The organism is Actinomyces sp. Z5 (genome assembly GCF_003287795.1).
GTDB lineage: Bacteria > Actinomycetota > Actinomycetes > Actinomycetales > Actinomycetaceae > Actinomyces > Actinomyces glycerinitolerans.
Genome location: NZ_QMIN01000011.1, coordinates 1 through 26,405 on the forward strand (window position 1 = coordinate 1; position 26,405 = coordinate 26,405).

19 protein-coding genes are annotated in these 26,405 nt (G+C 64.5%); 13 read left to right on the forward strand and 6 right to left on the reverse strand.

Annotated elements, in window-relative coordinates; genetic code table 11:
* From DRB06_RS00980 to DRB06_RS01020, 9 genes are all read left to right on the forward strand, one after another.
* On the forward strand, positions 1 to 810 hold an 810-nt coding region (locus DRB06_RS00980; RefSeq protein ID WP_220092947.1), incomplete at its 5' end, for a TIM barrel protein.
* A 223-nt stretch (positions 811 to 1,033) separates the two neighbouring features.
* Positions 1,034 to 2,002, forward strand: coding sequence for a sugar phosphate isomerase/epimerase (locus DRB06_RS00985; protein ID WP_108968662.1), 969 nt, complete (start codon positions 1,034 to 1,036; stop codon positions 2,000 to 2,002).
* Positions 1,999 to 2,967, forward strand: a complete 969-nt coding sequence (locus DRB06_RS00990) for a sugar phosphate isomerase/epimerase (RefSeq protein ID WP_111818910.1) — start codon at positions 1,999 to 2,001, stop codon at positions 2,965 to 2,967. Before DRB06_RS00985 ends, DRB06_RS00990 begins: the two co-directional genes overlap by 4 nt.
* Before the next feature lie 77 nt (positions 2,968 to 3,044).
* Positions 3,045 to 3,911, forward strand: a complete 867-nt coding sequence (locus tag DRB06_RS00995) for a sugar phosphate isomerase/epimerase (RefSeq protein WP_220092948.1) — start codon at positions 3,045 to 3,047, stop codon at positions 3,909 to 3,911.
* Positions 3,908 to 4,879, forward strand: coding sequence for a sugar phosphate isomerase/epimerase (locus tag DRB06_RS01000; protein WP_108968668.1), 972 nt, complete (start codon positions 3,908 to 3,910; stop codon positions 4,877 to 4,879). The genes DRB06_RS00995 and DRB06_RS01000 overlap by 4 nt, the downstream gene beginning before the upstream one ends.
* A gap of 96 nt (positions 4,880 to 4,975) precedes the next feature.
* Entirely contained in the window at positions 4,976 to 6,685 is a 1,710-nt protein-coding gene (locus tag DRB06_RS01005) for a GMC oxidoreductase (RefSeq protein WP_199912514.1), read from the forward strand.
* Positions 6,686 to 6,803: 118 nt separating this feature from the next.
* Positions 6,804 to 7,952: a Gfo/Idh/MocA family protein gene (locus DRB06_RS01010; protein ID WP_220092949.1), complete on the forward strand. Its 1,149-nt coding sequence runs from the start codon at positions 6,804 to 6,806 to the stop codon at positions 7,950 to 7,952.
* Positions 7,953 to 7,988: 36 nt separating this feature from the next.
* Positions 7,989 to 8,987, forward strand: coding sequence for a sugar phosphate isomerase/epimerase (locus tag DRB06_RS01015; protein WP_108968672.1), 999 nt, complete (start codon positions 7,989 to 7,991; stop codon positions 8,985 to 8,987).
* Positions 8,988 to 9,178: 191 nt separating this feature from the next.
* The gene (locus DRB06_RS01020; RefSeq protein WP_146750765.1) at positions 9,179 to 10,591 is read left to right on the forward strand and encodes an MFS transporter; all 1,413 of its coding nucleotides are present in this window, start codon (positions 9,179 to 9,181) and stop codon (positions 10,589 to 10,591) included.
* A 1,332-nt stretch (positions 10,592 to 11,923) separates the two neighbouring features.
* Here the strand turns inward: DRB06_RS01020 and DRB06_RS01025 are convergent.
* The 4 genes from DRB06_RS01025 to DRB06_RS16785 all read right to left on the reverse strand — a co-directional run bounded on the left by DRB06_RS01025 (position 11,924) and on the right by DRB06_RS16785 (position 16,695).
* On the reverse strand, positions 11,924 to 13,291 hold the full coding sequence (locus tag DRB06_RS01025; protein WP_108968676.1) for an MFS transporter: 1,368 nt from the start codon (positions 13,289 to 13,291) through the stop codon (positions 11,924 to 11,926).
* 699 nt (positions 13,292 to 13,990) lie between these two features.
* Positions 13,991 to 14,170: a hypothetical protein gene (locus DRB06_RS01030; RefSeq protein WP_108968655.1), complete on the reverse strand. Its 180-nt coding sequence runs from the start codon at positions 14,168 to 14,170 to the stop codon at positions 13,991 to 13,993.
* A 232-nt stretch (positions 14,171 to 14,402) separates the two neighbouring features.
* On the reverse strand, positions 14,403 to 14,528 hold the full coding sequence (locus DRB06_RS16435; RefSeq protein ID WP_258522097.1) for a hypothetical protein: 126 nt from the start codon (positions 14,526 to 14,528) through the stop codon (positions 14,403 to 14,405).
* A gap of 436 nt (positions 14,529 to 14,964) precedes the next feature.
* Positions 14,965 to 16,695 (reverse strand): GMC oxidoreductase, encoded by a 1,731-nt coding sequence (locus tag DRB06_RS16785; RefSeq protein ID WP_111818912.1) that lies wholly within the window; start codon positions 16,693 to 16,695, stop codon positions 14,965 to 14,967.
* A 288-nt stretch (positions 16,696 to 16,983) separates the two neighbouring features.
* Between DRB06_RS16785 and DRB06_RS16790 the strand changes: the two genes are divergently transcribed.
* Positions 16,984 to 17,649 carry a sugar O-acetyltransferase gene (locus tag DRB06_RS16790; RefSeq protein ID WP_073328990.1) on the forward strand — a complete coding sequence of 222 codons (666 nt, stop codon included), beginning with the start codon at positions 16,984 to 16,986 and terminating at the stop codon, positions 17,647 to 17,649.
* 163 nt (positions 17,650 to 17,812) lie between these two features.
* On the forward strand, positions 17,813 to 19,312 hold the full coding sequence (locus DRB06_RS01045) for a DHA2 family efflux MFS transporter permease subunit (protein WP_108968649.1): 1,500 nt from the start codon (positions 17,813 to 17,815) through the stop codon (positions 19,310 to 19,312).
* Positions 19,313 to 19,382: 70 nt separating this feature from the next.
* On the opposite strand, the gene DRB06_RS01050 is transcribed toward DRB06_RS01045, so the two are convergent.
* Positions 19,383 to 21,755, reverse strand: coding sequence for a prolyl oligopeptidase family serine peptidase (locus tag DRB06_RS01050; protein ID WP_258522098.1), 2,373 nt, complete (start codon positions 21,753 to 21,755; stop codon positions 19,383 to 19,385).
* Positions 21,756 to 21,777: 22 nt separating this feature from the next.
* On the reverse strand, positions 21,778 to 22,878 hold the full coding sequence (locus DRB06_RS01055; RefSeq protein WP_111818913.1) for a Gfo/Idh/MocA family protein: 1,101 nt from the start codon (positions 22,876 to 22,878) through the stop codon (positions 21,778 to 21,780).
* A gap of 516 nt (positions 22,879 to 23,394) precedes the next feature.
* Here DRB06_RS01055 and DRB06_RS01060 point away from each other — a divergent pair.
* Positions 23,395 to 23,685 (forward strand): hypothetical protein, encoded by a 291-nt coding sequence (locus DRB06_RS01060; protein WP_146750766.1) that lies wholly within the window; start codon positions 23,395 to 23,397, stop codon positions 23,683 to 23,685.
* A gap of 94 nt (positions 23,686 to 23,779) precedes the next feature.
* Positions 23,780 to 25,294, forward strand: a complete 1,515-nt coding sequence (locus DRB06_RS01065; protein ID WP_111818915.1) for a C2 family cysteine protease — start codon at positions 23,780 to 23,782, stop codon at positions 25,292 to 25,294.
* Positions 25,295 to 26,405 lie beyond the last annotated feature (1,111 nt).

A 26,405-nucleotide genomic window follows, 5' to 3' on the forward strand; every position in this document is an offset into this window, starting at 1 on the left:
GAGATGTTGTTCGCACCGAATGTTGAGTTGTTGTTTTCCGAGGCCGGCGAGGATTACGCGGATCGGATTCGGGCTGCTGGGGCTGCGGGTTTCACGGCGGTGGAGTTCTGGGGGCCGTTGGGCAGGGATTTGCCGTCGCGGCCCAAGGATATTCCTGCGGTGGCAGCCGCGTTGGAGGAGACGGGGGTGTCGTTGGTGGCTCAGTTGGCCGAGCCGCGGACGCAGTTCATGATTCCTCCGCGGGATCACTCCGAGTTCTATCGGGGACTGGACGAGGGTGTGGAGATCGCGCGTCGGTTGGGGAACCGACGGATCGTGGTTCAAAGCGGTACCGGTTTCCCGGGTGCCAGTAGGGCGAGTCAGCTTGATGATCTGGCGGAGGTCTTCACTAAGGCGGTCGCGCAGATCGAGGGTAGTGGGATCACGCTGGTGTTGGAGCCGGTCAATACTCGGGTGGATCATCCTGGCTCGTTGGTGGATCGCACGGGCGATGCGGTTTATGTGGCTCGTTGTGTGGGCTCGCCGTATTTCGGGGTGCTGTTCGACCTTTATCACTCGACGGTTGAGGGTGAGGACACCGCCGCGGTGTTGGCTAATGCGGGCGGGCTGGTCAAGTATGTTCAGTTCGCGGATGCGCCTGGGCGTGGCGAACCCGGCAGCGGGGCGATCGACTGGCCCGCCCGGCTGCGCGACATCATGGACGCCGGGTATGACGGCCCGATCGGGCTGGAGTACACCCCCACGCAGGACAGTGCGGCATCCACCCAGTACATACGCGGCGTCCTGGACCGGTTGCACACCAGTCGGTAGACCCGGGCGGGGCGCGTCCGCGAGGCGTGTTGAAGGCGACGTGTCGCCGTTACAGGCGAAGGTGTCGCGCTCAGTGCGTTATTGACCCACACGGCGGGCTTGTGGGTGTCGTGCACCCAAAAACCAGGGTACCTACGGTGGATCAGCGTCCACGAGTGCGCGTGAAACAGGCAATACGTAATCGTTTGAAACACATGTTCAGCAAAGGTTGAAGGGAAAACGAATGACCGAGTTCAAATGGTCATACATGGACCACTGGTTGACACGGACGCCGCAGGGACTGCAGCCTCCACAGTTCAACAAGGACTACACGGACAGCTACATCAAACAGCTTGCGGCGCTTGGCTTCAGCGGTCTTGACACGATGTTCTACAGCGTCTATCAGTATGCCGCGATGTACGGGTCAATGAAGGCGTTCGAGCATCGAATTCAGGACCTGGGACTGGAGAAGGTGACCGGAGTGTTCAGGGCGTGGGCGCAGGCGACTCGGTATGCCGCGCCGCACGTCAGACAGACCCATGAGCGGATCATTGAGGACTGTCGTCAGACCGTGGGGCAGCTGGAGGGGCTGACGGGCGTGGAGAATTTCATCGTCATGCCGTCATGTACCTACTACCAGGTGGAGCCGGTTACCGACGACAAAATCAAGACGATGGCCGAGTTGTGGACTCGGGTGGGTGAGATGACCGCCCAGTACGGAATGAGGCTGACCTGTCACCTGGAGTTCTGGGGGGCGATCCGCACTCTGGAGCAGATCGACACCTTCTTCGACTACTCCGACCCGCGGTATGTGAACTTCTTCTGCGACACCGCGCAGCACGCCATAGCAGGGGTCGACCCGGTGGAGTTGTTCCGGAAGTACTCGGCGCGCTGCTCGGGCTTCCACTTCAAGGACGCTCATCAGGTCGATCGGGACGACCTGTATCGCACCCCGCCCGATCCGGAGCGGCAGTCGCGGGGCGTGCGCCGATGGTTCCACGAAATGGGCGCGGGGGGCGGCTTGGTCGACTTCCCCGGGCTAATGCGGGCGATCGTCGAGACCGGGTGGGATGGACTGCTGACCGTCGAGCACGACGAGGCCGACATGAACGACTACGGGTCCAGCTATGCGCAGGCCACGGCGGTGGCCAAGTGGTACATCGACAACGTGCTCGCCCAGGCCGAGCGCGCGGCCAGGGAGGAAACGAAATGAAAGACACGCTCAAGTGGGCATACGCGCTCAACCAGTGGAAGCCCCGCATGGACGCCTTCACCCGCCATGAGGACCAGTTGCGCGCATTCAAGGTGACATCGGCGGCCGGCTTCGACTACGTAGAGCTGGCCTCGGGAAGCGGTCGCTGGGACAACCTCGCTCGCCCGGAGGTGATACTGGCAAACCACGGCTCGGCCGAGGGTTTCCTCGACTTCCTCCACCGCGGCTCACTCAAAGGTGTCTGCTCCATGTTCTGGGACCCCACCGCCCCAGCCGAGGAAGACGACGGAATGCCCCACAACCCTGCCGATTTCGACCAGCACGCCACCATCATCCGCACCTCGCGAGTATTCATCGACTTTCTCAACGCCGTGGGAGCCTCAACACTGGTAGCCCGACCTGCCCCACCTGCATGGATCACCGGGAAACTATCCGACGACGCGATCAAGACCGCCGCCGACCTGTGGAACGAGGTCGGAGACCTGGCCCGTCAAGCAGGCCTGCACCTGGCCCTGCACTACGACTGCCTGTCATCCATCCACGATCCGGACCAACTCGCCACCCTGCTGGGGGCAGCCGACCCCGAACTGGTCGGCCTCGGGGTCGACACCGCCGAAATGACCATCGCCGGCATCGACCCGGTCGCCTTCTACCAAGCCCACGCCGACCGCGTCACACACATCCATCTCAAAGACACCCGGCACCAAGACAGCAACAACCAATACCTCAAGCCAAACGCAGAAATCGCCATGTTCCAAGGAGACTCCGGCAACCACATTCAACGCTGGTTCTACGAACTCGGCACTCCGAACGGACTGGTCGACACCCCCGCCCTCGTCACCGCCCTACGAGAGCACTCGTACAACGGATGGACCGTCGTCGAAAGCGACCAAACCCCCGACCCCGCCGAAACCACGCTCCTGAACAGCTGGTACCTGCAAAACGAACTGGACATACCGAAATGATCAAATGGACATACATGGACCATTGGCGTTCCGAGTCCCCTCACGGTCAAATAGACCAATGGGAATCGCGGCGAACCATGGACCACTTCCTCAAGCAAGTGGCGGCCGTCGGGTTCGATGCGATCGATGTATTCGACTTCCGCTGGCACCAGATCGCCGGCGACTACGGGTCGGTAAGCAACTACCAGGAGTTCGTGCAACAACGCAGCCTTGAACGGATCGTCAACATATTCCACGCAGCTGACTATGATCAGCGCACGTACGCGCCCCACATCCGCGAAACTCATGACAACATCCTGGAGGACTTCAGGGTTACCATTGACCGCTGGGCAGAGATAGAGCTGGACAACATCGTCGTAATGCCAGCCACCTTGTATTACGACATGGAGCCCGTGACGGAGGACAAGATCAAGGTCGCCGCCGAACTGTGGAACCGGGTCGGCGCGTTAACGGCCGATGCCGGAGTGACGCTGGCATGCCACCACGAGTTCTTCTGCGGTATCCGCTCACGTTCGGAGTTGGAGACGTTCTACTCCAACACCGACCCGACGCTTGTCAAGCTGTTCATGGACACCGCGCAGCACTGCATCGTCGGGGTCGACCCCGTCGAGCTGTATCGGGCGTACGCCGATCGCGTGAGCGGATTCCATTTCAAGGACACGCGGCATCGGGACCTGGTTGGCGATTATCGCAGGAGGCCCGATGCGGAAGTCATGGCGGACACGACTGAACGATGGTTCTATGAAATGGGCGATGAGGGGGGCCTCGTCGATTTCGAGTCGCTTATGCGGGCAATCGTCAAACACGGATACTGGGGCTATATCGGCGTGGAGCACGATAAGGCGGACAAGCTCGGAGGAGACTACGCCGAATCCACCGCAATTTCGCGTTGGTACGCCAAGAACGTGCTGGAACGCATTGCGAGTGAGGAGCAGGGGTCATGATTCGTTGGTCGTACGCCCTCAACCAGTTCAAGCCGCAGTTCGACCACTTCGTCCGTCGCCGCCAGCACGAGCGGGCGCTGCGCGTCGTGTCCATCTCGGGTTTCTCGGGAGTCGAACTGAATGCAGGCACCGGAAGATGGGAGCCCCTGGGCAACCCTACACAGCTGGCGGCGAACTTCGGCTCCATCGCAGGATTCCGCCGCTTCGTCCAAGACGCGGGCCTGGAGTCCGTCAGCAGTTGGTTCTGGGATCCGGCAATCGGCTATCAGGAGGACCTCACCCACGGTGACGACCCCTTGGATCCCGGCTCGCGCGACGGGCTGGTCGCGCACGCCGCATGGCTGTCAGAAGCACTCGCCGAACTCGGCGGAAGCGTCCTCGTCGTTCGTCCCGCTCCATACGCAGGACACTCCGGTCCGCTTGATGATGCTGCGCTGCAGGCGCTGGCGGACTCGTGGAACGCGGTGGGCGCCGCAATAGCTCCAATGGGCGTGCGGCTCGGCCTGCATTTCGACTTCCTGTCCTCGCTGCGCACCGCGGACGCGCTGGACAGTCTCCTCGCACTCACCGACCCAGAACTCACGGGACTCGCTCTCGACACCGCCGAGTTCGTGGTGGCAGGTCGGAACCCGCTCGAATTCATTGAGCACCACGCAGACAGAGTCATTCACGTTCATCTCAAGAACGCGGCCGACGTTGACAACGGTGAAGAGTACCTGAACGCCGGCGCGGAATACTCGGTACTCCGCGCCGGCGGGAAGCGGGGCGTGGGCAGGTGGTTCACCGAACTGGCGGAAGAACCGGTACTGGTCGACGCGGCGGCGGTTATGAGGGCCCTGACGGATCACGGCTATGCAGGGTGGATCGTGGTCGAAAGCGATATGAGTCCCCATCCCGCAAGCAGCACGATGCTGAACGGATGGGAGGTGCAACACGTTCTAAAACCAATAGCAGACTCGAGTGACTAATCGTTGTCCATGCCGAGCCCCGCGGCGTCTATCTCCTCCGACGAGGCGGCTCGGCGCAGCGCCGCTAACCCAACCGACAACAGATAGGAAGGAAAGATGATGAAACACGACATTGAGCGGCATTTCGATGCGATCGTCGTCGGCTCCGGACCGGGCGGGAGCGTCGCGGTCCGAGAGCTGACCGAAGCCGGAATGGATGTGCTTCTGCTCGAAGCGGGACCGGAACGGAGCGAGGCGGAGTTCGTACGGCCAGAGCAGCAGGCGGGAGCTCTCGGTATGGATATCATCCCGCGAGCAAAAGACATGCTGACCCGAGGTCAGGTGCGCCAGGCGTGCCGTGCCTTCTTCGACGGCGGAGTCAGCCCCTTCATGGTGAATGACCTGGAGGATCCGTATACGACTCCCCTGGGACAGTCGTACCTCTGGATCAGGTCCAAGATGCTCGGCGGGCGGATGCAGACCTACGGTCGCGTGCTTCAGCGCATGGGAGACCTCGACTTCAAGGCCGCCAGTCTCGACGGATACGGGGAGGACTGGCCGATCGAGTACGCCGATCTCGAGCCGTACTACGACCGGGTCGAGGAGCTCGTCGGCGTGTACGGAGACAAGGACGGCTTGGACCAACCCGCCGACGGTAAGTACATCGGGCCGGGTTTCCTCAGCACGATCGAGAAGGAGTTCAAGTCTAAGGTCGAGAAACGGTGGCCTGAACGCAAGGTCATTTCGTGGCGTGTGCAGGCGCCGTTCCAGGACCGAGTTCCGCCGGGTATCGCGGCTGCTCGCAGGACTGGCAGACTGGTTACGCGCACCAATGCCGTTGTCAGCCGGATCACGATCAATCCTCGCACCGGCCTCGCCTCCGGCGCGGAGTTCGTCGACCGCGTGACCAAGCGACGTCATCGGGTGTTTGGCGACGTCATTGTGCTGGCAGCGTCGACGATTGAGTCGATCAGGTTGCTGCTGAATTCCGGGACTACGAGCTTCCCGGACGGCCTGGCCAATTCCTCGGGACTGCTCGGGCACTACTTCATGGACCAGACGACGGCGCTCTGCTTCGCAGATGTACCGGACCGCCCTGGATGCTGGGATGAAGACACGGCGCAGCCTGCGGATTCGTTCCACGGACGGGCCGGCGGCATCCTCATTCCTCGTTACCAGAATTTGGAAGGCCGTCGCACGGAGCGCTACCTGCGTGGATTTGACTATCAAGGCATCGGGGGCAGGACGCCGATTCCCCCGGATGTGCCGGCGGTATTCGGTGGAGACGCAATGGGGGAAATGCTGCCACGCTTTGACAATTACGTTGGCGTCAGCCGTCGCGTGAAGGACAAGTGGGGTATTCCCGCACCGCGGATCGACTGCACACTCAGCGCGAACGAGCGGATGATGACCGAAGACATGATGAGAGCTGTCCGCGAGATGGTGGAGTATGCCGGATACAGGATCAACTTCATCGGCTCCACTGTGGGGCTCGACTCGTCCAAGGTCTGGCCCGACTTCAACCCGCTGCAGCGACAGATCTTTAAGGTCGGTATTCGCATGTCGCAGAGCCTCGGCGCCGCGATTCACGAATGCGGCGGAGCTCGCATGGGATCAGATCCGAAGAAGTCGGTCGTCAACAACGTCAATCAGACCTGGGACATCCCCAACCTGTTCGTCACCGACGCCTCCTCCTTCGTCACCAATGGGACCGTCGGGCCAACCCTGACGATCATGGCTCTGACATCCAGGGCATGCAAGTTCATCGCCGAGCAGCATGCCTCGGGCGGCCTTACTCGTCCCACCGAGCTAGCGGTCGTCGCATGACCATGGCAACGAACACCGCCCGTATCACGAGATCAAGGGCGAGATGAATATTATCACGAGACAACGGAACTGGAGATGACAGAACATGAATAGTACAGGGCCTAAGAGGCGACTGAACGTGGCTATTGTAGGAGCCGGATTCATGGGCAGGGCGCATTCTAACGCCTGGCGTCAGGCACCGAAGTTCTTCGACCTGCCACTCGACGTGTCTATGGCCGTCCTGTGTCGAAAGGACTCGGCGCATGCGCAAGAGGCTGCAGAAGCGCTCGGGTGGAGCTCCAGCGAGAGCGACTGGCGGAACCTGCTCACTCGCGACGACGTGGATCTGATCGACATCTGCGTACCCGGCGGTCTGCACCAGGAGATCGCCGTCGCCGCGCTCGACGCCGGCAAGCACGTGCTGTGCGAGAAACCTTTGGCCAATACCGTCGAACAGGCACAAGCCATGACGGAAGCCGCTGAGCGCGCTGCTGCTCGCGGCGTTCAGTCGATGGTGGGCTTCTCCTACCGCAGATCGCCGGCAATCGCGTTGGCGAGGCGCATGGTGGTGGAGGGTAAGATCGGCAAGATAAGGCAGATTCGTACCGGCTACCGGCAGGACTTCATCGTCGATCCCAACGAGCCCCTCAGCTGGAGGTTGGAGAAGGACAAGGCCGGTTCCGGCGCCCTCGGTGACATCGGCGCGCATCTGATCGATCTGTGTCAGTACCTCGCCGATGACAGGATCGTCGAGGTGTCGGGAACGTTGGAGACCTTCGTGAAACGGCGTCCTCTTGCCGCCCCTGGCAGTGGACTCGGTGGCAGACAGGCCGCCGAGGGGTATGGCGATGTCACGGTTGACGACGCCGCCTGGTTCCTCGGGCGCATGTCACAGGGCACCGTTGCCTCCTTCGAGGCCACTCGGTTCGCGACGGGCCGGAAGAACGAACTGACCATTGAGGTATCCGGGTCCTCCGGAGCGCTGCGCTGGAACCTGGAGGACTACAACGTGCTTGAGTACTACGACGGATCCGAGCCCGCCGTCGAGTCCGGATTCCGCCGAATTCTGGCCACGGAGCCCGACACTCCTTACTACAGCGCCTGGTGGCCCACGGGCCACGTGATTGGCTGGGAGCACGGATTTACCCACCAGGTGGTCGATCTGGTGGAGGCGATCGCCCGGGGAGAGGCTCCACGGCCAACATTCGCCGACGGATTGAGCGTGCAACGCGTTCTTGCGGCGGTGGAGCGCTCGGCGGCATCTCGTGCGGCCTGGACCGACGTATGAACGCACTGATGAAACCAAGGAAGGAGACAGTGCATCATGACCCGTGACGTATCACTACTCACTCTGCAATGGGCCGACCTCCCATTCGAGGAGGTCGCGCGACTCGCATCCGAATGGGGCTTCGACGGCCTTGAAATCGGCTGCGCAGGAGACCACCTCGACGTATGGCGGGGCGCAACCGATGACGCATACATTCAGGAGAAGTTGGATGTCTGCGCACGCTACAACCTCAAGATCGTGGCGCTTGCCAACCATCTGAAGAGCCAGGCGGTGTGTGACGATCCGATTGACGAACGGCATCACCGAATGCTGCCGGACGCCATCTGGGGAGACGGCGATCCGGAGGGCGTGCGCAGTCGTGCGGCCGAGGAGGTTATGAACACGGCGCGCACCGCTCAGCGACTAGGAGTCAAGACGGTAGTCGGCTTCACCGGATCGTCGATCTGGAAGTACCTAGCCATGTTCCCGCCGGTTGATGACGACCTCATCGAGGCCGGCTGGGAGGATTTCTCACGCCGTTGGAATCCGATCCTGGACGTATTCGCCGAGTGCGGCGTCCGCTTCGCCGCTGAGGTCCACCCCAGCGAGCTGGCATACGACTACTGGACTGCCAAGAAGATGCTTGAGGTGATCGATCGCCCGGAACTCGGAATCAACTGGGATCCCAGCCATATGAACTGGCAGGATGTCGATCCGGTGGGGTTCCTGGACGACTTCGCGGACAAGATCTATCACGTGCATGCGAAGGACTCCAAGAAACGGCTAACCGGACGCTCCGGGAGGCTCAGCTCACACCTGCCATGGAATGACGGGCGCCGTGGGTGGACATTCGTGTCGGTTGGGCACGGCGACGTCCCCTGGGAGGAATGCTTCCGTGCGCTCAACCGTATCGGATACACCGGGCCCGTATCGGTGGAATGGGAGGACGCCGGGATGGACCGGATGCGAGGCGCTCCCGAGGCGCTCGAGTTCGTCCGACGCGCGATGTGGGACGCGCCCGGCGCCGCCTTCGACGCGGCATTCGCGACACGCTGACGAGCTGTCCTGCTTGCGGCGGCGGGCCGACGGTCCAGACGCCGTGACCCGCCGCCGCAAGCCAGTCCGAGCGTGTCCGACGGTAGTGGTTCGCTGCCGCACGACCCGGTGCGATTGCAGCCCCCGAGACATCGACATACAGCCGGTATGCAAATTGACTGAACTGCCACAAAGACGTGGAGAGTATTATCATGACTGTAAGCCCTGCTAATTCTATGCCGTCCTCCCCACCCTCGGAGAAGCTGTCCACGGCGACAAAGATCTCCTATGGCCTCGGCGACGTCGGCGGCCAGATGGTATGGAATCTGTCGTCCAGCTATCTTGTTCTATTTTACACCGACAGCGTCGGCCTCGCGGCCGCCGCCGTGGGCACGCTGATGTTCGTCGCCCGCATAACGGACGCCGTCTTCGATCCGATTTGGGGCGCGTTCACCGAGCGGCGATACACGAAGCACGGTCGCTTCCGCCCATGGATGATCTGGGGAGGTCCGCCGCTCGCGATTTTCACCGTACTAACCTTCAGCACCATTCCCGGCACCGAAGGCGCCAAATTGGCGTGGGCCATCTGTACGTACATGATCCAAGGGCTTCTGTACTCCGTCGTCAACCTGCCGTACGGGGCGCTGGCGACGGTGATGACTCGCGACTCGGGAGATCGTGTCGCCCTGAACTCGTACCGGATGGTCGGAACGAACTTCGGAAGCATTATACTCGGCGCAATCACCATGCCGATTGTGCTCCATCTCAGCGGCGGGGGCGGCGCCGCCACCGTGGGCGGATTCACCGCAACGGCGGCACTGTTCTCGATAGCTGCGCTGCCGCTCTTCGCGCTCGTGTTCGTAACTAGCAAGGAGGTCGTCCGGCCGGTTCCGGAAGAGACTCGCGTGTCGCTGATCGACACATTCAAGACGGTGCTCGGAAACAGGCCCCTGATGCTCATCACGACGATGCTAATCTGCACCATGACCAGTCAGTTCGGCCGACTCGCCGTGGCCATGTACTACATTATCTATTCGATAGGCAGGGTAGACCTGGCGGGCTGGCTCATGCCGATTCCGCCCCTCTTCACGATCATCGGAATCGCCGCCTTCACACGATTCGCGAAGAAATTGGGCAAGAAGAGGATGGTAATGATCTCAATCCTCAGCTCCTCGATCTCGTTGCTGTTGCTGTTCTTTGTCGGACCCTCGAACCTCGTGGCCGTCGTCGTGCTGTCCATGCTGTACGGGCTCGGCCTGTTCGCAACGCCGATTGTGCTCGCGATGGTGCCGGACGCGATTGATTACCAGGAGGACAGAACGGGAGTCCGCAGTGATGGCACGTCATACGCTATGACCAGCCTCGCGATCAAGGTTGCATCCGCGCTTGGCGGGGCCATTGGAGCCTGGTGCCTCGCGGCGTTCGGGTACTCCGCAGATGCGGCGCCGACCGCGAGGGCGCTGATGGGCGTGAACGTCGCCGTCAACTTGATGCCCGCGGCGATCCTTCTACTCGCCCTCATTCCACTCGCCGCCTACCCGATCACAGAGGCGAAGTACCAAGCTATTCGTGCACGCCTGGAGTCGAGGACGCCGTCTACCGGCCAGTCGACTGAAGACCAGTAGGCGCCCGGCTCAGTCCACTCGGAATAACCGTACGCGGATGCGGACGCATGCGGGCAGATCTATTGTGGCGCGATGCCGATGTGCCTCGTTGGAGGCGAGTACAAGGAAAGTGGAGTGCTGGGTAACGGCTGATGGGCGGGTCCGGATGAGCTCGGTGGACGAGACCACGGTGGATCAGAAGTGTCTGTACATGTGTTCTGGTCGACGGTTCCGCCATTTCCCGCAGTGGTTCGTGGGGTAGACGTGCCGTGTTGTCGCCATGGTTTTGGGACTATTGGGTCTCATGGTTCCTAGGACGCCATCACACCCACCAACCGTGAAGCCGGGCGGCAACACATCCGGACCAAGAATAAGCAGGAGACGCTCCGGTAGCCAGGCCCGGCACCGCCGCTACGCCCCGTGCGCCGGCGCGTAGTTCACCCCGGGCCCGAAAGGAAAGCTACACCGGCCCCCAGCGGCCCGGCTGCAGTTCAAGTGACCTACTGGACCCCAGGTGTCTGCGTCTTGGCCGCTGGGGGCGCGGCGGGCGCGTCATTGACGCGTTTCTGGCAGAGGCTCATGACTGTTAGCGCTCCATGTCATTAGTTCCGGATGTTCCAGAAGTCATGAGACGACACAGTGCGTCTACCCCACGAACCGTCGCTGGAGTTAGCGAACAGTTCGGTTCGTCCCGACGAGCCTTCGCCGAGACACGCGATTAGATACGCCAACCGTCCGCCCTTGCTCGACGTACGCGCCAGGAGCTCGTCCAGGGGCGCGGTGATGCAAGTCGATGACAAACTGCCAACGCAGGCTCGTCTCCCGAGGGCGCGGCCTCTGACGGTCGAGCAGGGCGGTTGGGCTGCGGGATCGGTAATGCTGTGGCCCCGCCTGGAAGATGCTCTTCGTGTATGCGCGGCGGCGGCTGGTCTAATGGTCAGCGCTAGGCGCGCGGTTACAGTCTTCTTTCCCGGCTTCCCAGTGTCACCCGCCGAGCCTGTGCATGGTCCGCCGGGATGTTCGAGGACGCAGGTTGGGCCTCGACGAGGCCGAAGAGAGCGTTCTTGAAGACGTCCCCTCGTTCTGGAGGTCTAGCCCACGTGGCCGACTACCCCGCTCAGCATCGACAACTTCTCACCACCGTCATGCCCGCCCGAGCATCCAAACAACGGACGTCGACTTCCTCGTCGGTCCGAGACGCTCCTCACGCACCCGAGTACGAACACCACCGTCCGGTCCCGAACCATCACACTCATCAACCGGAACAGCGGTATTTCGGATGGAACTCGGCGACAACCGCGCTACGCGGTAGACGGGAAAGACGGTATTCGATTTACAATTCACAAAGATGCATTAGGAAGCGCTGGCTTGATCAGCCTCGCCCGCCTCCAGTCTCGCCCGGACCTCTTCATAGACGTCTTCAGTGACGGGATAGAAGAACATCGGAATCGCCGCCAGAATGAGGAACGCCGCGGGTACGAGGTTCACAGCGACATTGATACCGAACGCCGCATGCTCTGTCTGGACACTATTCGCCACGTAGCCGAACCCTGCAAGTATCCATGTGCCGATCGCCCCACCAACGGCAGAACCCAGCTTGATTGAAACGCTCGAAAGCGCAAACCCCGAGCCGTCACTGCGTATACCGGTACGATCCTCCTGGTAATCGATCGCATCCGGAATCATCGACAGGGCCAGAGGTGTTGCCACGAAGAACAGGCCATACAGGCCGTTCAACACGATGACGAAGACTACATTGGATGGGTCGACGAAGAACAGACATACGAGCGGAAGCGCCGTCATTATCAGCGACACAATTAAAAGCCTGCGCTTACCGATCCTGCTCGACAGCCTCGTAAAAAGGGCGATGCCGACTACAGTCGCGATGGAGGGCAGCGACATGAGCAGCGCTACCAGGTCCTGCCGATTCATGAGATATATATAGTAATACAGGGCGACCGCAAGGCGGCCGAATATCCCGGTCAGCATGAGCAGCATCGTGGAGGCCACCAGCATGAGCGGACCATTGGTGACAACCACACGAATAGTTGTTGCAAGTGAAACGCGGGTTCTCGTCACGTCGGGCACGATCACTTCATGGCACTTGGCGAAGACAAGCCAAAGCATGGGAACGGCAATGAGAACCATCGTCAGGGCAGTGAGCGTATACCCTCGAACGCTCGTTGAGTCCGCGTCACCGCTGAACGTAATCGCAAGCGGCATCGTTATGGCGTTGATCAGAACCACCCCGACATTCATGCCGACGGTTCGCGCAGAACCAAGGTCGACACGTTCGCGCGAATCACGGGACATGACCGCGCCGAGTGCACCATAAGGAAGATTGACGGCGGAGTACAGCAGGCCCTGGAAGAGATAGGTGATCGCCGCCCATGTCAGCTTTAGGTTCTGGGAACCGGGGATGGTCATGAAGGTAAGTACAGTCATTACCCCCATGACCGGAGAGGCAAATAGCAGCCACGGACGAAATCTTCCCCATCTGGTAGGGTGCCGCTCGATGTAGGCACCCAATATGGGGTCGAATATTGCGTCACTGACACGGGCGAACAGCATAAGTCCGCCCACGGCGGCCGCAGCGAGACCAACGTTGTCCGTGTAAAACAGCACGAGGTAGCTGGACGATAGCGACCACATCAGTTGACAGGCTAGGTCTCCAAGCCCGTAGACCAGTTTCGTCGACGTCGACAGTCGAGCGCTCCTCATACCTTACCTCCTGAATTGCCCTCCCGGAGTGCGTCATTATTCTCCCGGAGTGCGTTCATCGTTCCAGCTCCGGCAAGGCCGAGCCGCCATTTGCTCTTAGGGTCATTTTGGTAGGTCCGGTTTTTTGTTGGTGTCAGCTGTTTAGGAGGATGGGTTCGACGGGGTCAGGGGCTTGGTCGCTTTCGACCACGGCCCATCCGTTGTATGAGCGGTCTCGTAGCGCCGCGATGAGGGCGGGGGCGTTGACCAGCGCCGAGTTAGTAGAACCGGCGTTGGATACGGTCACCGGTGTCCTCTTGGAGCACGGCGGTTTCTGCCGGCCCGAATCCGATCCGCGTAATCCTCGCCGGCCTCGGAAAACAACAACTCAACATTCGGTGCGAACAACATCTCGCACAGCCTTCCGGGGAACTAGGCGACCCTCGCCCAACAAGGCCCGCAACAGGCCCCGCCCGCACCATGCCCCCAACGAACGGCACGAACGCCACCACCCAGACCGGCGGTCACCATCGACCACCACCCGTTTGATGCGCGATCAAACATAACAACCCCCACACCCCACCGTCAACCCCCCAAACAAAACACACCACAAGCCGAACCACACCCGCCACCACCGAACCAACACAGCCGTTGGCGGCGTGGCCCGGCGCGAGCCGGCCTGCCCGACGGGGAAGGGGCGTTCTAGCCGAGCCGGGGCCGTCAGACCGCTGGTAGCGCCACTGGACGGGTGCCGACGGGGCTGTGGCGGCGACTGCCGCCTGTGCGCGCGTCCCGTGCGGCCCGCTTGTTTTCCTGTTCCTCCAGCATGGCGTTGGTGGCCTCCGCGATCGAGCGGATCGTGTTGGCGTCCAGGGGTGTGGTGGGGACGAGGATGAACATGCTGTCCTTCCGGGCGTGGCTTCGCACCCGTCGTTGAGGCGGGGTGTGGGCGGGAATCGGTCGAGTTCGAGCAGGCTCGGGAAGCGACCGGGAGGCCGTCGGCGGCGACGTTAGCAGATGCACGCGTGTTCGGCGTGCGGCGAGCACAACAAAGGCCGGAGACCCCGATGTCTCCGGCCTGGCTGTCTGTGCCCCGTCCCGTGTACTGCGGGCGCTCGGCGCTGGCGCGGCGCTACGGCCGCCGCGGGGGCTTCGGTGAGCTCACTGCTGCTCGTCGGTGGTTCTTCTCGGTGAGGCGGTCGTTGACGGCCTCGGCGATGGCGCGAGCGGTGTTGGCGTCGATGGCGCTGAAGAACATGTGTTGCTCCTTTAGAAGAGTTGAATCGGTGTTGTGTGGTCCGCCGCGCGGTCCCAGCTGGATTGCCCGGATTCCCGGGCCTTCCGAATGGGCGTCCGTGCGGTGGCCGGTGGCAACACGCTATCAACGCGGGCGGCACGCAAACGTCGCCCGGTCGCGGTGACACGCACCACCGCGACCGGGAGGTTGGCGGCGGAGGGGTTGGTATTTCAACGAAAACCGGTACCGGATCGGGGTGGCGGCGGGGCCGCGCGCTTCTGCCCGCACCGGGCATTACGGGGGACCCAGGTCACTCCGGCCAGAGCGGCGCCGGGCGGCGGGCCGGGGCGACCGGTTGCGGCAGGACCGCGCGGGCGCCGCCTCCGGAACCTGCCCACCCCGCCGTTGTTGGCGCACCGAATCCGAGGCCGGCCCCGCATGCCCTGTGCCCGCAGGACTACAGCACCACGTCCTGGGTGGGGCGGGTCAACTCCCCGGCCGCGTGTGCACGGGTGATGTAGTCGCAGGCGCGGGCGGTGACCGCCATGATCGTCAGCGCCGGCCCCTCCGTGGAGCCGGTGGGGAAGGAGGCGGCGTCGGTGACGAACAGGTTCGGCACATCCCACGACTGGGCGACGCCGTTGAGCACGCTGGTGGCCGGGTCGTGGCCCATGCGCGCCCCGCCCGCCTCGTGGATGGAGACCCCCATCATCAGGCTCATGCGGATCCCGACCCGGAACATGGCGCGCTGGGCGGGGTTGAAGTCCGGCCACACGTGCTTGGAGTGCACTCCGAAGGTCGAGGCTACGAAGTTGGTCCGGTAGCCGCCGGCCTGCATCATCTCGGTGACGTCCCGCACCGCGGCGGCAACCATGGTGCGGTCGTTGTCGTCCGGACGGCACACAATGTGCGCGGCGGGGATGCCCCACTTGTCCTTCACATGCCGTGAGAGGGCCACGTGGTTGCCGTACTGGGGCAGCATCTCCCCGCCGGCGCCGAAGCCGAACATGGCGGGGGAGTCCTCCGGTACCGGCACCCGCCCGGCCAGTCCTTGGAAGGAGTAGCCGCGCTTGTAGGCCTCGGTCTGTCCGTGCAGGTTCTGGTAGCGGGGGATCAGGAAGCCGCCGGAGTTGCCGTAGAAGGGGTCCTCCTCGCACTGGGAGGAGGGACCGAAGTAGCCGGGGCGACGGGCGTCGTCGCCGAAGCCCAGCGTCATGGACTGCTCCATGAGGTAGTGCCCCACCAGCCCGTTGGAGTTCGCCAGCCCGCCCGGGTGACGACTCGACCCGGAGTTCAGCAGCAGCCGCACCGACTCGATCGCCGAGGCGCACAGCATGACCACGTCGCCGGTCACCCGGTGCTCGCGCTTGGTGCGGGCGTCGATGAAGACGGCGCCGGTGGCCAGGCCGGTGCGGGCGTTGGTAGTGATGCGGGAGACCACGGCGTTGGTGCGGATGGTCAGGCGGCCGGTCTTGCGGGCCTCGCGGATGCCCGGGGGGACGCGGTCCAGGAAGGGGGCCTGGAAGCGCCAGGAGATCACGTGTCGGTCGGGCCACCGGGATTCCACGACCCGCTTGAACTCCTGCTCCATCTCGTTCAGGTGCCCGGGGCCCAAGTACCTGCCGGCGGGCGGGTGCTCCACACCGGGATCGGCGTCGCCGTACACGCCGACGAGCTCCTCCACCCGGTCGTAGTAGGGGGCCAGGTCCGCATACTCGAAGGGCCAGTCGATGCCGACGCCGTCGAGGCTGGCGGCCTTGAAGTCCACGTCGCTCATGCGCTGCAGCACGCGGCCGTAGGCGTGCATGCGGCCACCCAGCAGCCGGGAGCGCACCCACAGGTAGGGGGCGTCGAGAGGGTAGGTGTAGGGGTTGGCCAGGTCGTCCACCAGGAACCGGGAGGAGGAGTCGGAGTAGAAGGAGCGGCGGGCCTGATTGAACTGGCGGCTGCCGAGCATGCGCTTGGCGCGGGTCATGATGTCCATGCCCATGGGCTTGGGCTTGCCGTAAACCGGCGGCGTGAAGTCCTCCTCGGTCAGCTCGCGGCCGGCCTCGAGCAGGAGCACGTCCATGCCGGCGGCGGTCAGCTCGCGCACCGCCGTCGAGCCGGCAGGGCCGGAGCCGATGACGATGGCGTCGAAGTGGCGGTCGATGTTGGGGGAATCCTGCGCCTGGTGCAGGTTGCTCATGGTGTGCACGTCCTTTGTGGGGCCGGCGGAGCCCGCGGTGGCCCCGTCCGGTGATGTTTGATGCGCGTGGCGCCCGCTTGGCGTGGGCGGTCCGACCCGCGGTAGCAGCGCGTCACGGCGCTGCGAGCCGACTGAAACCACCGTATGAATCCGCCCCGATGGCGGACAACGCCGCGGCCCCGGGCTTTTGCCCCGCGCGGGCGAAAGCCGTTCTCAAGTCGACGAGAATCGGATGAAAGGCCCGGTAATGTGCGGTTTGCCGTCAGAGGAAGGACGAGGAGGTGCGACATGGACGATCAGGACGCGCGCGCCCGCGCGGGCCTGCTGTTCGACGCCGCCTGGCCTCCCTACCGCACGCTCAAGGCCCGTGCCCACGACCTGTGCCGTCGCTACAACGCGCTGGACGAACTGGACCCCGCCCGCGCCGAAATCCTGCCGCAGCTCTTCGCCGGCCTCGGCCCGGAGGCATACGTGCGCGGTCCGCTGTACGTCAACTGCGGCTTCCACACGACCATCGGCGCGCGCTTCTTCGCCAACTTCAACCTCACCCTGCTCGACGACGTGCCCGTGACCATCGGCGACGACGTCCAGCTTGGTCCCGGCGTCACCATCGCCGCCGGCACCCATCCCCTGCTCGCCTCCGAGCGCCGCCACCTGACCTACCCCGACGGTCACACCGGCGGCGCCGAATACGGCGACCCCGTCGTCATCGAAGACCGCGTCTGGCTCGGCGCCAACGTCACCGTCATGCCGGGCGTCACCATCGGACACGACGCCGTCGTCGGCGCCGGCAGCCTGGTCACTCACGACGTGCCAGCAGGCTGGCTCGTCTTCGGCACCCCGGCCCGCCCGATCCGCGAGATCACCGAGGCCGACTCCGTACACAGTCCCACCTCCGCCGTCTACGGGCGACTGAACTCGCAGCGGCGCCCCGCGGGGGCGGACGGGCATTGACCGCCGGGACGGTTCGCCCAGCCCCGGCCCACGGCGTACCGCCCCTCAACACGCACCGGCCGCGTTCGCCCGAAGCCCCGTGCCGCACGCTCACGCCGCCTCGCAACCGCACGCGATCGCCGCTGGCCGGGCCTCGTCGCTCCTCCTCGAAGAAGGCACACCAATGACTGCGGACTCCCGTATCCCCACTTCTCCCGCCCGTTCGGCGCCCAGCCCCTACCGGGTGGCCGCCGTCGTCATGATCGGCTCATTCATGTCGGTCCTGGACGGCACCATCATCAACGTCGCCATCCCCGCACTGCAACGCCACTTCGCAGCGCCCGACGGCGCCCTGCCCGCATACTCGACGGTGGCCTGGACCGTGACCGGCTACGCGCTCGCGGTGGCGGCAATCATCCCGTTGACCGACTGGGGCCTGAAGCGCATCGGCGCCCGGTGGATGTACATCGGCTCGATCACCCTGTTCACCATCGCCTCCGTGCTGTGCGCCCTCTCCCCGAGCCTCGCCTTCCTGATCGTCATGCGTGTGGTGCAGGGCCTGTGCGGCGGCTGCATCATGCCCGTGGGCACCACGCTGGTCGCTCGCGCCGCCGGCCCGAACAATCTCGGCCGCATGATGAGCCTGATGGGCATCCCCATGTTGATCGCCCCCGTGATGGGGCCGATTCTGGGCGGCTGGCTGGTGGAGGTCGCCTCCTGGCACTGGGTGTTCCTCATTAACCTGCCCTTTGGGGCGGCGGCTGCCGGGCTCGGGCTGTTCCTGCTCCCGCGCGACGACGATCGCGGCACCGTCCGCCTGGACGTGCCCGGTGTTGTGCTCATGTCTCCCGGGCTGGCGCTGACGCTGTGGGGCGTGTCCAACGCCGGCGGCGGTGCGGCCATCACCGCGCCGGTGGTGTGGGTGCCGTTGGTGCTGGGGCTGGTGATGGTGGCGGCCTTCGTGCGCCGCAGCCTGCATGCCGAGCGCCCGTTGTTGGATCTGACGATCCTGCGGCTGCGCGGTTATCGCAATGCCATCGCGCTGGCGATCTTCTTCCAGGCCGGCTTCACGGCGGACCTGCTGCTCCTGCCCGCCTACTTCCAGCAGGTGCGCGGCCTGGGTGCCATGGCGGCCGGCTTCTTCATCGCGCCCACCGGTTTGGGGGCGCTCATCACCATGCCCATCGCCTCCAACCTCGTGGACCGGCTGCCCGCCGGGCGGGTGGTGCCCTTCGGCATGGCGGCCATGTTCGCCTCGGTGCTCGCGCTGACCCAGGTGGGAGCCGACACGAGTCTGTGGTGGTTGGGGGTCGTGCTTACGGTTCAGGGGCTCGGCATCGGCGGCACCATGATGCCGGTGTCGACGGCGGCCCTGCAGGCGGTCGATCGCGAGGAGGTAGGCAACGCCACCACCCTGTTCAACATCGGCCAGCAGGTATTCGGCGCCGTCGGTATTGCGATCGTGTCCGTGCTGCTAGCGCTGTTCCTGGCGGGCACGGACGCGGGCGCGGCGGCGGTGTCCGGCGAGCTGAGCGGGTCGGAGCTGGCGAACGGCCTGGCCCAGGCGGCGGACGCCTTCGGGCGGGCCTTCTGGATGCCGACCGTTTCCATGGGACTGGCGCTGTTCATGGCCTTCCGCCTGCCCATGCGTCGCGAGCGCGCCACCATCCCGGCCACGTCCTGAGGATGCCGGTGTGCGGGGTACTGCAGACCGACCTCGGCACGTAAGATCTATCGACCTCGGCACGTAAGATCTACCGACCTCGGCGGGTGTGGCGGCGGGCGAAGTCGTGCATCAGGGCGCTCACGAAGGCCTGCTGCGCGTGGGTGGTACCGCCGCCGTGTCCGCCCGCGGCAGTCTCGAAGTAAGTCACCTTCTGGCCTAGCTGCTCCAGCCGGTGGGCCAGGGCGCGGGCGTGTGCCGGGTGCACGCGGTCGTCCGCCGCCGAGGCCAGCAGCAGCACCGGCGGATAGGCCTGTCCCGTCTGCAACAGATGCAGCGGCGAGTGCTCCCGCAGCCACGCCCACTGCTCCGGATCGTCCGGATCGCCGAACTCCACCGTCCACGCCGCCCCGGCCGACAGCTGGGTGTACCGGCGCATGTCCGTCAGTGGCGCCTCCAGGACGGCCGCGCCAATTCGCTCCGGGTACCTGGCCAGCACCTCCCCGGTGAGCAGACCGCCGGCCGAGGAGCCATACAGGCAGATGTCCTCCGGCGTGGTTACGCCGCGTGCAACCAGCGAGTCCAGCACCGCCGTCAGGTCCTCGACTACCCGCCTTCGCCCCGCGCCGGCGCCCGCCAGATGCCAACCAGGCCCGTACTCACCGCCGCCGCGCGTATTGACCACCACGTAGGTGCCACCCCGCTCCAGCCAGGCCTTCCCGGTGACGGGCTCGTATCCCGGCACAAGCGACTTCCCGAATGCCCCGTAGGCGTGCACGAGCACCGGTGGCGACGATGGCGCCGGCCTGCCGATCTGGAAGTAGGGCACCCGGGTGCCGTCCGCACTGGTGGCCACGTGCTGACTCACCCGCACTCCCCGCGCGTCGAAGCGGGCGGGTGCCTGCCGCACCACCGCCATGCCGGTGATCTCCCCGGACGGGGTCAGCCGGGCGACGGCAAGCGTTGAGGGCGTGGTCCAGCCCGACGCCGAGATCCACAGGTAGTCGGTATCCGCCGGACGCAGCGCCGCGGCGGATACCGACAGTAGTGCCCGTCCCGGACGCAACTCGGTGTCGTCGACGGCGGGGCATCCGAGCCGATCCGCCGCGCCCGTCAGGTCGATCCAGTGGTGGCCCCAGCCGTTCTGGGCGGTGTCCGCATCGGGACCCCCGCCCCGTCCGCGCGCGGGCGGCGTGCACACCTCCAGGCGGGTGGCGACGTCGTCGAGCACCGTGAGCACCAGGTGGCCCGCGGTCCAGGCGGTCGACAGCAGCGTGGATGAGGCGGAGGGCGCGAACAGGACCTCCAGCTGGCGACGCCCCGCCAGGAAGTCAGCCAGGTTGGCGCCCAGCAGGGTGCCGGCCGGATGGGTGACACCGCCCGCCTCCCAGGGGCTGCGCAGCTGAATGGTCAGCCAGTCCCGTCCGACGCCGGCCAGGCTGTCCTCCGGGACCTGCAACGGGATTGCGCCCGCCGGGACCGTGTCGCCGTCGGGAGTGGCGACCGTGCCGGCGGGTGCTCCGCCGTCCAACGCGGCGCGGGCGGGTCCGGTGCCCGCCGGGCAGTCGGCGTCGTCGGGCAGCAGCCAGATGCGTGTTTGCTGGAAGCTCGGCATGGTGGTCAGCCAGGTCCGCCCCCACGGGTCGCGGGAGGCGAAGGCGGCGACGGCGTCGCCTCCCGCGGTCACCAGCACCTCCGCCTCGTCCAGTGACTGTCCGCGCCGCAGCCGCCGCACCTGCCGGGGGTAGCCGGCCCGCGACACCGTCCCGGGCCCGAAGTCGGCGGAGACGATGACGGACTCGCCCGCGTCGTCGCCCCAGGTCATCGTCCCCTTCGACACCGGACGGTGGAAGCCGCCGTCGGCAGGTGCGATGAGGCGGCGCGCGTCCAGGTCGTACTCCAGGGTGAGGCTCGCGTCGCCGCCGCCGGGGGAGAGGCAGACCAGCGCGCGGCGGCCGGCGCGCGGACCGGTGGTGAGTACGTGCGCTCCGCCCCAGACCAGATGTTCGCCGCTGCCGCAACCGAGTTCTGTCGGCAGGGCACCGGGCGCGTTCAGCGCCTCGAGGTCGAGCAGGGTCTCCCAGCTTGTGGGGGCGGGGGCCCGGTCGGCACGGGATGGGGCGCCGGCGGCATATGACTCCCAACTGGTGCGGCGCCAGATGCCGTGGGGATGGTCGGCATCGGTCCAGAAGTTGTAGAGCATGCCGGCCCGGTCGGCGACGGCGGGGATCCGGTCCGGGCAGTCCAGCGCCGACTTCAGGTCATCGGTCAGGCGCACGAAGTCGGGGGAGGAGGTGTACTCCTGCCGGGTTCGCTCGTTGTGGGCATCTACCCATGCTGTCGCCCGCTCCCCGCCGGCCTCGTAGAGCCAGGCGGGGGCGACGACGTCGTCGGGAGGAGACTCGCTCACGCCGTCGGCCGGCGGGGGCGTGCTCGCGGCGCCGGGTGGGGCGAGGGTGCTCACGGGAGTGCGGCGGGAAAGCCGGTCAGGCCTGCTCGGGGTGGATCACCTCGTGTGTGCGGGAGGACTCCACGATGGCCTCCAGGACCGTCAGGCAGCGGATCACCGACTCGTTGGTGATTACCGGCTCGGCGACGCCGTCGACCACGTCGCGGGCGTTGCGGTAGAAGTCCATGACGTCCACGTCCACCTCGGGCAGCGGCAGCACCTCCACGGGCGGGGTGGTGGAGGCGAGGGCCTTGTAGTCGAGGATGCGCGGAGCCATCGTCTTGGTCAGGCCCACGCCCGCCTGCACGGGGGTGGCGTCGTCCTCCTCGGCGCCGGTGCGGCGCACCATGCGGCCGTTCATCTCCCAGTCCTCGATGACCACGGTGCCCTCGGCGGACTGCATCCAGAACTTCGCCTCCGGCAGGAAGGAGGTGGTGGACACGTCCACCATCGCGTGGAAGCCGTTGGCGAAGGTCAGGTGGGCGCGGAAGCCGTCGTCGACCTGGTGGCCGAGCGCGAAGGACAGCTCGCCGTAGACGTCCACCACGGGGGAGTCGACCATGGTCAGCAGGCGGTCGACCGTGTGCACGCCCCAGTCCAGGATCATGCCACCGCCGTGCTCGGGCAGCTGCCGCCAGTCGCCGGGAATGCCGCGCGAGCCGTGGATGCGCTGCTCGAGGTAGGTGGGCGCGCCGATGAGCTGCTCGTCGTAGATCTTCTTGATGGCGTTGAAGTCGGGGTCCCAGCGGCGGTTCTGGTGCACCATGAACATCCGGCCGGTCTCCTCGGCGACGGCGGCGACCTCGCGCATCTCGGCGGCGTTCATCATGGCGGGCTTCTCACACAGCACGTGCTTGCCGGCGCGCAGCGCGGAGACGGCGTAGTCGTGGTGGGAGTCGTTGGGGGTGCAGATGAAGACGATGTCCACTTCCGCGTCGGCCAGGAGGTCGGCGGCGGAGGCGTATACGTGCAGGCCGTCGGCCTCGGCGTCCTCATTGGCGCGCGGGTCGGTGTCGTAGATGCCGACGACGTCGATGGCAACGTCGTCCAGCGCCCGCAGGTTGCGGGTGTGGTAGACGCCCTGGGTGCCGTAGCCGATGACGGCGAGCTTGTGGGCGGGGGCGGTTTGCTCAGACACGGTGACCTCCGAAAGTGTTCGCGCAGCGCGGCTGCGGTTCACCTGCTGCAATTGGCTGCTCGCGGCGACTTCGTTGCCGCCGCCGTGTATACGGCGACACTAGGCGGGAGTGCGGACGGTGCGTCAGGTCGGCGTGAGGAGCTTCCGCCCGGAATGGCGATAAGGCGGACCGCCTCAGGCGCCGCCGCTCCGTTGCTTGCAGGTTCGAAGACGGCCCCGGGCACCTGATTGCCGGGCCGGATGGCCGCGCGTGGCGTTGGGCCGTCTGAGGCTCGTGGGGAGCCCTCATGTGTTGTTGTGGCCGTTACTGCGTCGGCGGGGGTGAGACGAAGGGGCATGCTGCTAACCTGTGACCGTTTGTATGCCAATCGGTGAGCGCCGTGGTCTGTCCTGAGAAGCGGCGGCCGTGGCCGGGATTTGTGGAGGTTCTTGGTGGTTCTACAGGTTGTCCCTGAGGAGTTAAGCCGCGGCGGGGCGCTGCTGGAGGAGTGTCAGGCGGCGGTAGGGAGCGTCGTTGTGAACACCGGCAGCGAGGGCGCCTTCGGTGTGCCGGTGCTGGCGTCCGCGGCGGCACGGTTCGCCTACCACTTCGAGGACCGGGCGACCCAGGGCGCGTCCCGCGCGGTGGAGCTGGCCGACGGGTTGGTGGCTGCTCAACGGGACTTTACGAACACCGATGAGGAGGCCGCCGACGGTGCGCGAGCCCTTGGTGAGTTGTCGCACCGGTTCGGTAGCGGTCACTCCAGCGGCACCGTGGTCGACCGTGACACCGGTCGGGTGGTCAGCTATCACGGCCTGACTAGCTAGCCGGCAACCAGGTGGCCGCCACTGAGTGGTTGACGCCGCCGGTCGTGAACGCCCGTTTGTTCTCATTTGACCTATTTTGAGAAAGAGTTCCCCCATGGTCCCCTTGTCCACGTCCTCTCCGATCACTGGCGGAGTCTCAACTGCGGCTGCGATGGGTGTCGGCGGCATCCTGGTTGGGCAGGTGCCCGGCGATCCGGCGGCTGTTCGTGCGGTTGCGGAGGATTGGAAGAGCGCCGCCCGCAGTTTCTGGGGTGGGGCGGACCTGGCTGATTACGCCCGTGGTGCCACGCCGTCATTTCAGGGCGCTACGGCTGATGCTTTCAGGCGAGGAACTCGGAAGCTGACTCGGGCGTTGGAGCGTGATGCCGAGCGGCTAGAGGCGGGTGCGGGGCCTCTGGAGGCTTACGCGCAGGTCCTTGATTCTGCGATCGCGGCGGCGGATGAGTTGCGGGAGTTCGCCGGCCGGACGGTGCTGGCCGCGCTGGGCACGCCGGCGGCCGCGATCGTGGCCGCAGCGGTTGTGCCCGCCATCGCCCAGGCGTGGGCGGGCATACTCGCAGAGGTCAACCTCGCCGCCATACGCACCGCGGCGGCCTTGAGCACGGCACCGGCTGCAGGGACTTCGGTTCAGGGCACTGGGGCGCGGGTGCAGGGCGGCAAGGGCAAAAACGATGATGTCGACTACACGAAAGACAAGACCGAGCTGACCTCGGCTGATATTGAGCGGATCAAGCAGCAGTTGGATGGCAGCGAGGACTGGGATGATGTAGATCAAGAGTTTCTTGGTGACTGCTATCTTATGGCCACCCTTCAGGCCTATTCCTGGACCGATGACGGTAAACAGGTCCTGCGTGAGAACATGCGGTGGGATGAATCTAAGCAGGCATTCATCGTCACCTTCTACGATGATGGAAAGAAGGTGGAGGTAGAAGTCACGGACGTTTACACCTACGGGAACGGACAGTCCGACCTCGTCGCTGTGTATGAGCGCGCCTACGGCAAGTACTTCGGGGACGAGGCGATCAGGGAAGGTGGACGCCCTGAAGATGTAATCAAAGCCATTTCAGGAAATGATTCGGAAACCGTGACAACCGCTGGTCGAAAGTGGGGCATAATCCCTCAACAGCAACATGAATACACGGACGAAGAGTGGCGGACTATTGAGCAGGCCGTAGATGCTGGCAAGCCCGTAGTTGCAGGCACTTCCGGCGGCAACTTCGGTGACGGCGATCAAGTCGCCGCCCTGGCGGACACGAACGACGACGGCGTCATCCGCTCCAAAGACGAAGATGAGGGTGTCACCGTGGGCGAGGGGGCGAGAAGCTGGAGGCAAGACGTTGAACCGGGCGCAGAGCCGGACGAAGAAGGCCAATATCGAATTGTCGGCGGAGACTACCGGGGAGAGGGGGAGCGGCTTCCTCACGCATACACCGTCGTCGCCATCGACGACGAAACCGTAACGCTATATAACCCGTGGGCGCACAATGATACCGCTGGCGACTACTCCGCGCCGCCCGGAGACCTGGGAGATGGATACATACAAATCTCCCGCAAGGACTACGAGAAGTATTTCGATACTACGACTATAGAGAAGAGCGAGGAAGGGTAGACGTTACACAGATAACCGAGGTGAACGACCTAGGGTTGCGGACAATCGGCTTCTTTCCGGGGGTTACATTCTCTCGCGCCGTCTTCAAATTCAAGTACGAAACAAATCCTGTTCCCGCCTCCAAGTTTCCCCTCGACCCCAGGTATCCAGGTCAGCCTGTTTGTGTCAATAAGCGGGGCAGGGTCAACCCGCACGAGAGTCATACGCCCCAAGCCCTCCACGTCAATCGACTCCCCAAGCTGCAGTTCGTAGATATGCTCGACGCGCCCCAAATCCGTCCAACGCAGGCTTGCAATCCACTCATGATTCTCAGAACGCAACCCAGCCGAAGTAACCGTACCAGCAGTAGTGAAAACCGCTGGAGCTGAACCGCCCTGGATCATAACCTGATCCGGTTGAGTATTCTCTGGCAAGGGTACAGACCGCAGTGCCGGTCTGGTCCACCAGATCCATCCGCCCGTCAGTGCGACGGTTACCAGTAACAGTGCCAGCCCGCCTAGGAGGACGCGCTTCTTGGGCATCGTGGGCCTTCTTGCCATGAGGGTGCCTCCGGGTTGTTACCAGTCAGATTTGATGCCCCCATGATAGCGCATCCTGTTGTGTTTCGCGTACTTGCCGCTCAGCAACAGCCGTCCAACAAAAGCTGTTGTGTGCCCGCCGCGCCCGTTAGAACACGCGCGCCAAGTAGTCATGTGAACGGTAGATTCTGTCGACGACGGCGCCGTGGCCTTGTAGGCAATCGACCGCAGCATGGACGGCTGCACCTTGCTCCTGGAAGACCTTGCAGATGTAAGGATAGGGATTATCCGAGCGGACTATGAGATATTTCGACGTCATGGACCATCGAGGATGATGGTGAATAGCTGTTAGCCTCGGTGAATCGCAGGTCGTTATTGCTCTGGCCTCGGAGGGCAGTTATATTCTTCTATCTCACATTCCCGGACGCCGTCTTCAAAAATGAGTGTGAAGTAAAGTCTGTTTCCGCTTCCGAGTTTCGCTTTGACGCCCGACAGCCATGATAATCTGTCTGAGTCAAACCTGACTCCTGACAGGTCGCTGGGGTGATTGGGGTTTTTCGTTGGTGTGGTGTGGTTGGGTTGGTGGTTGTGGG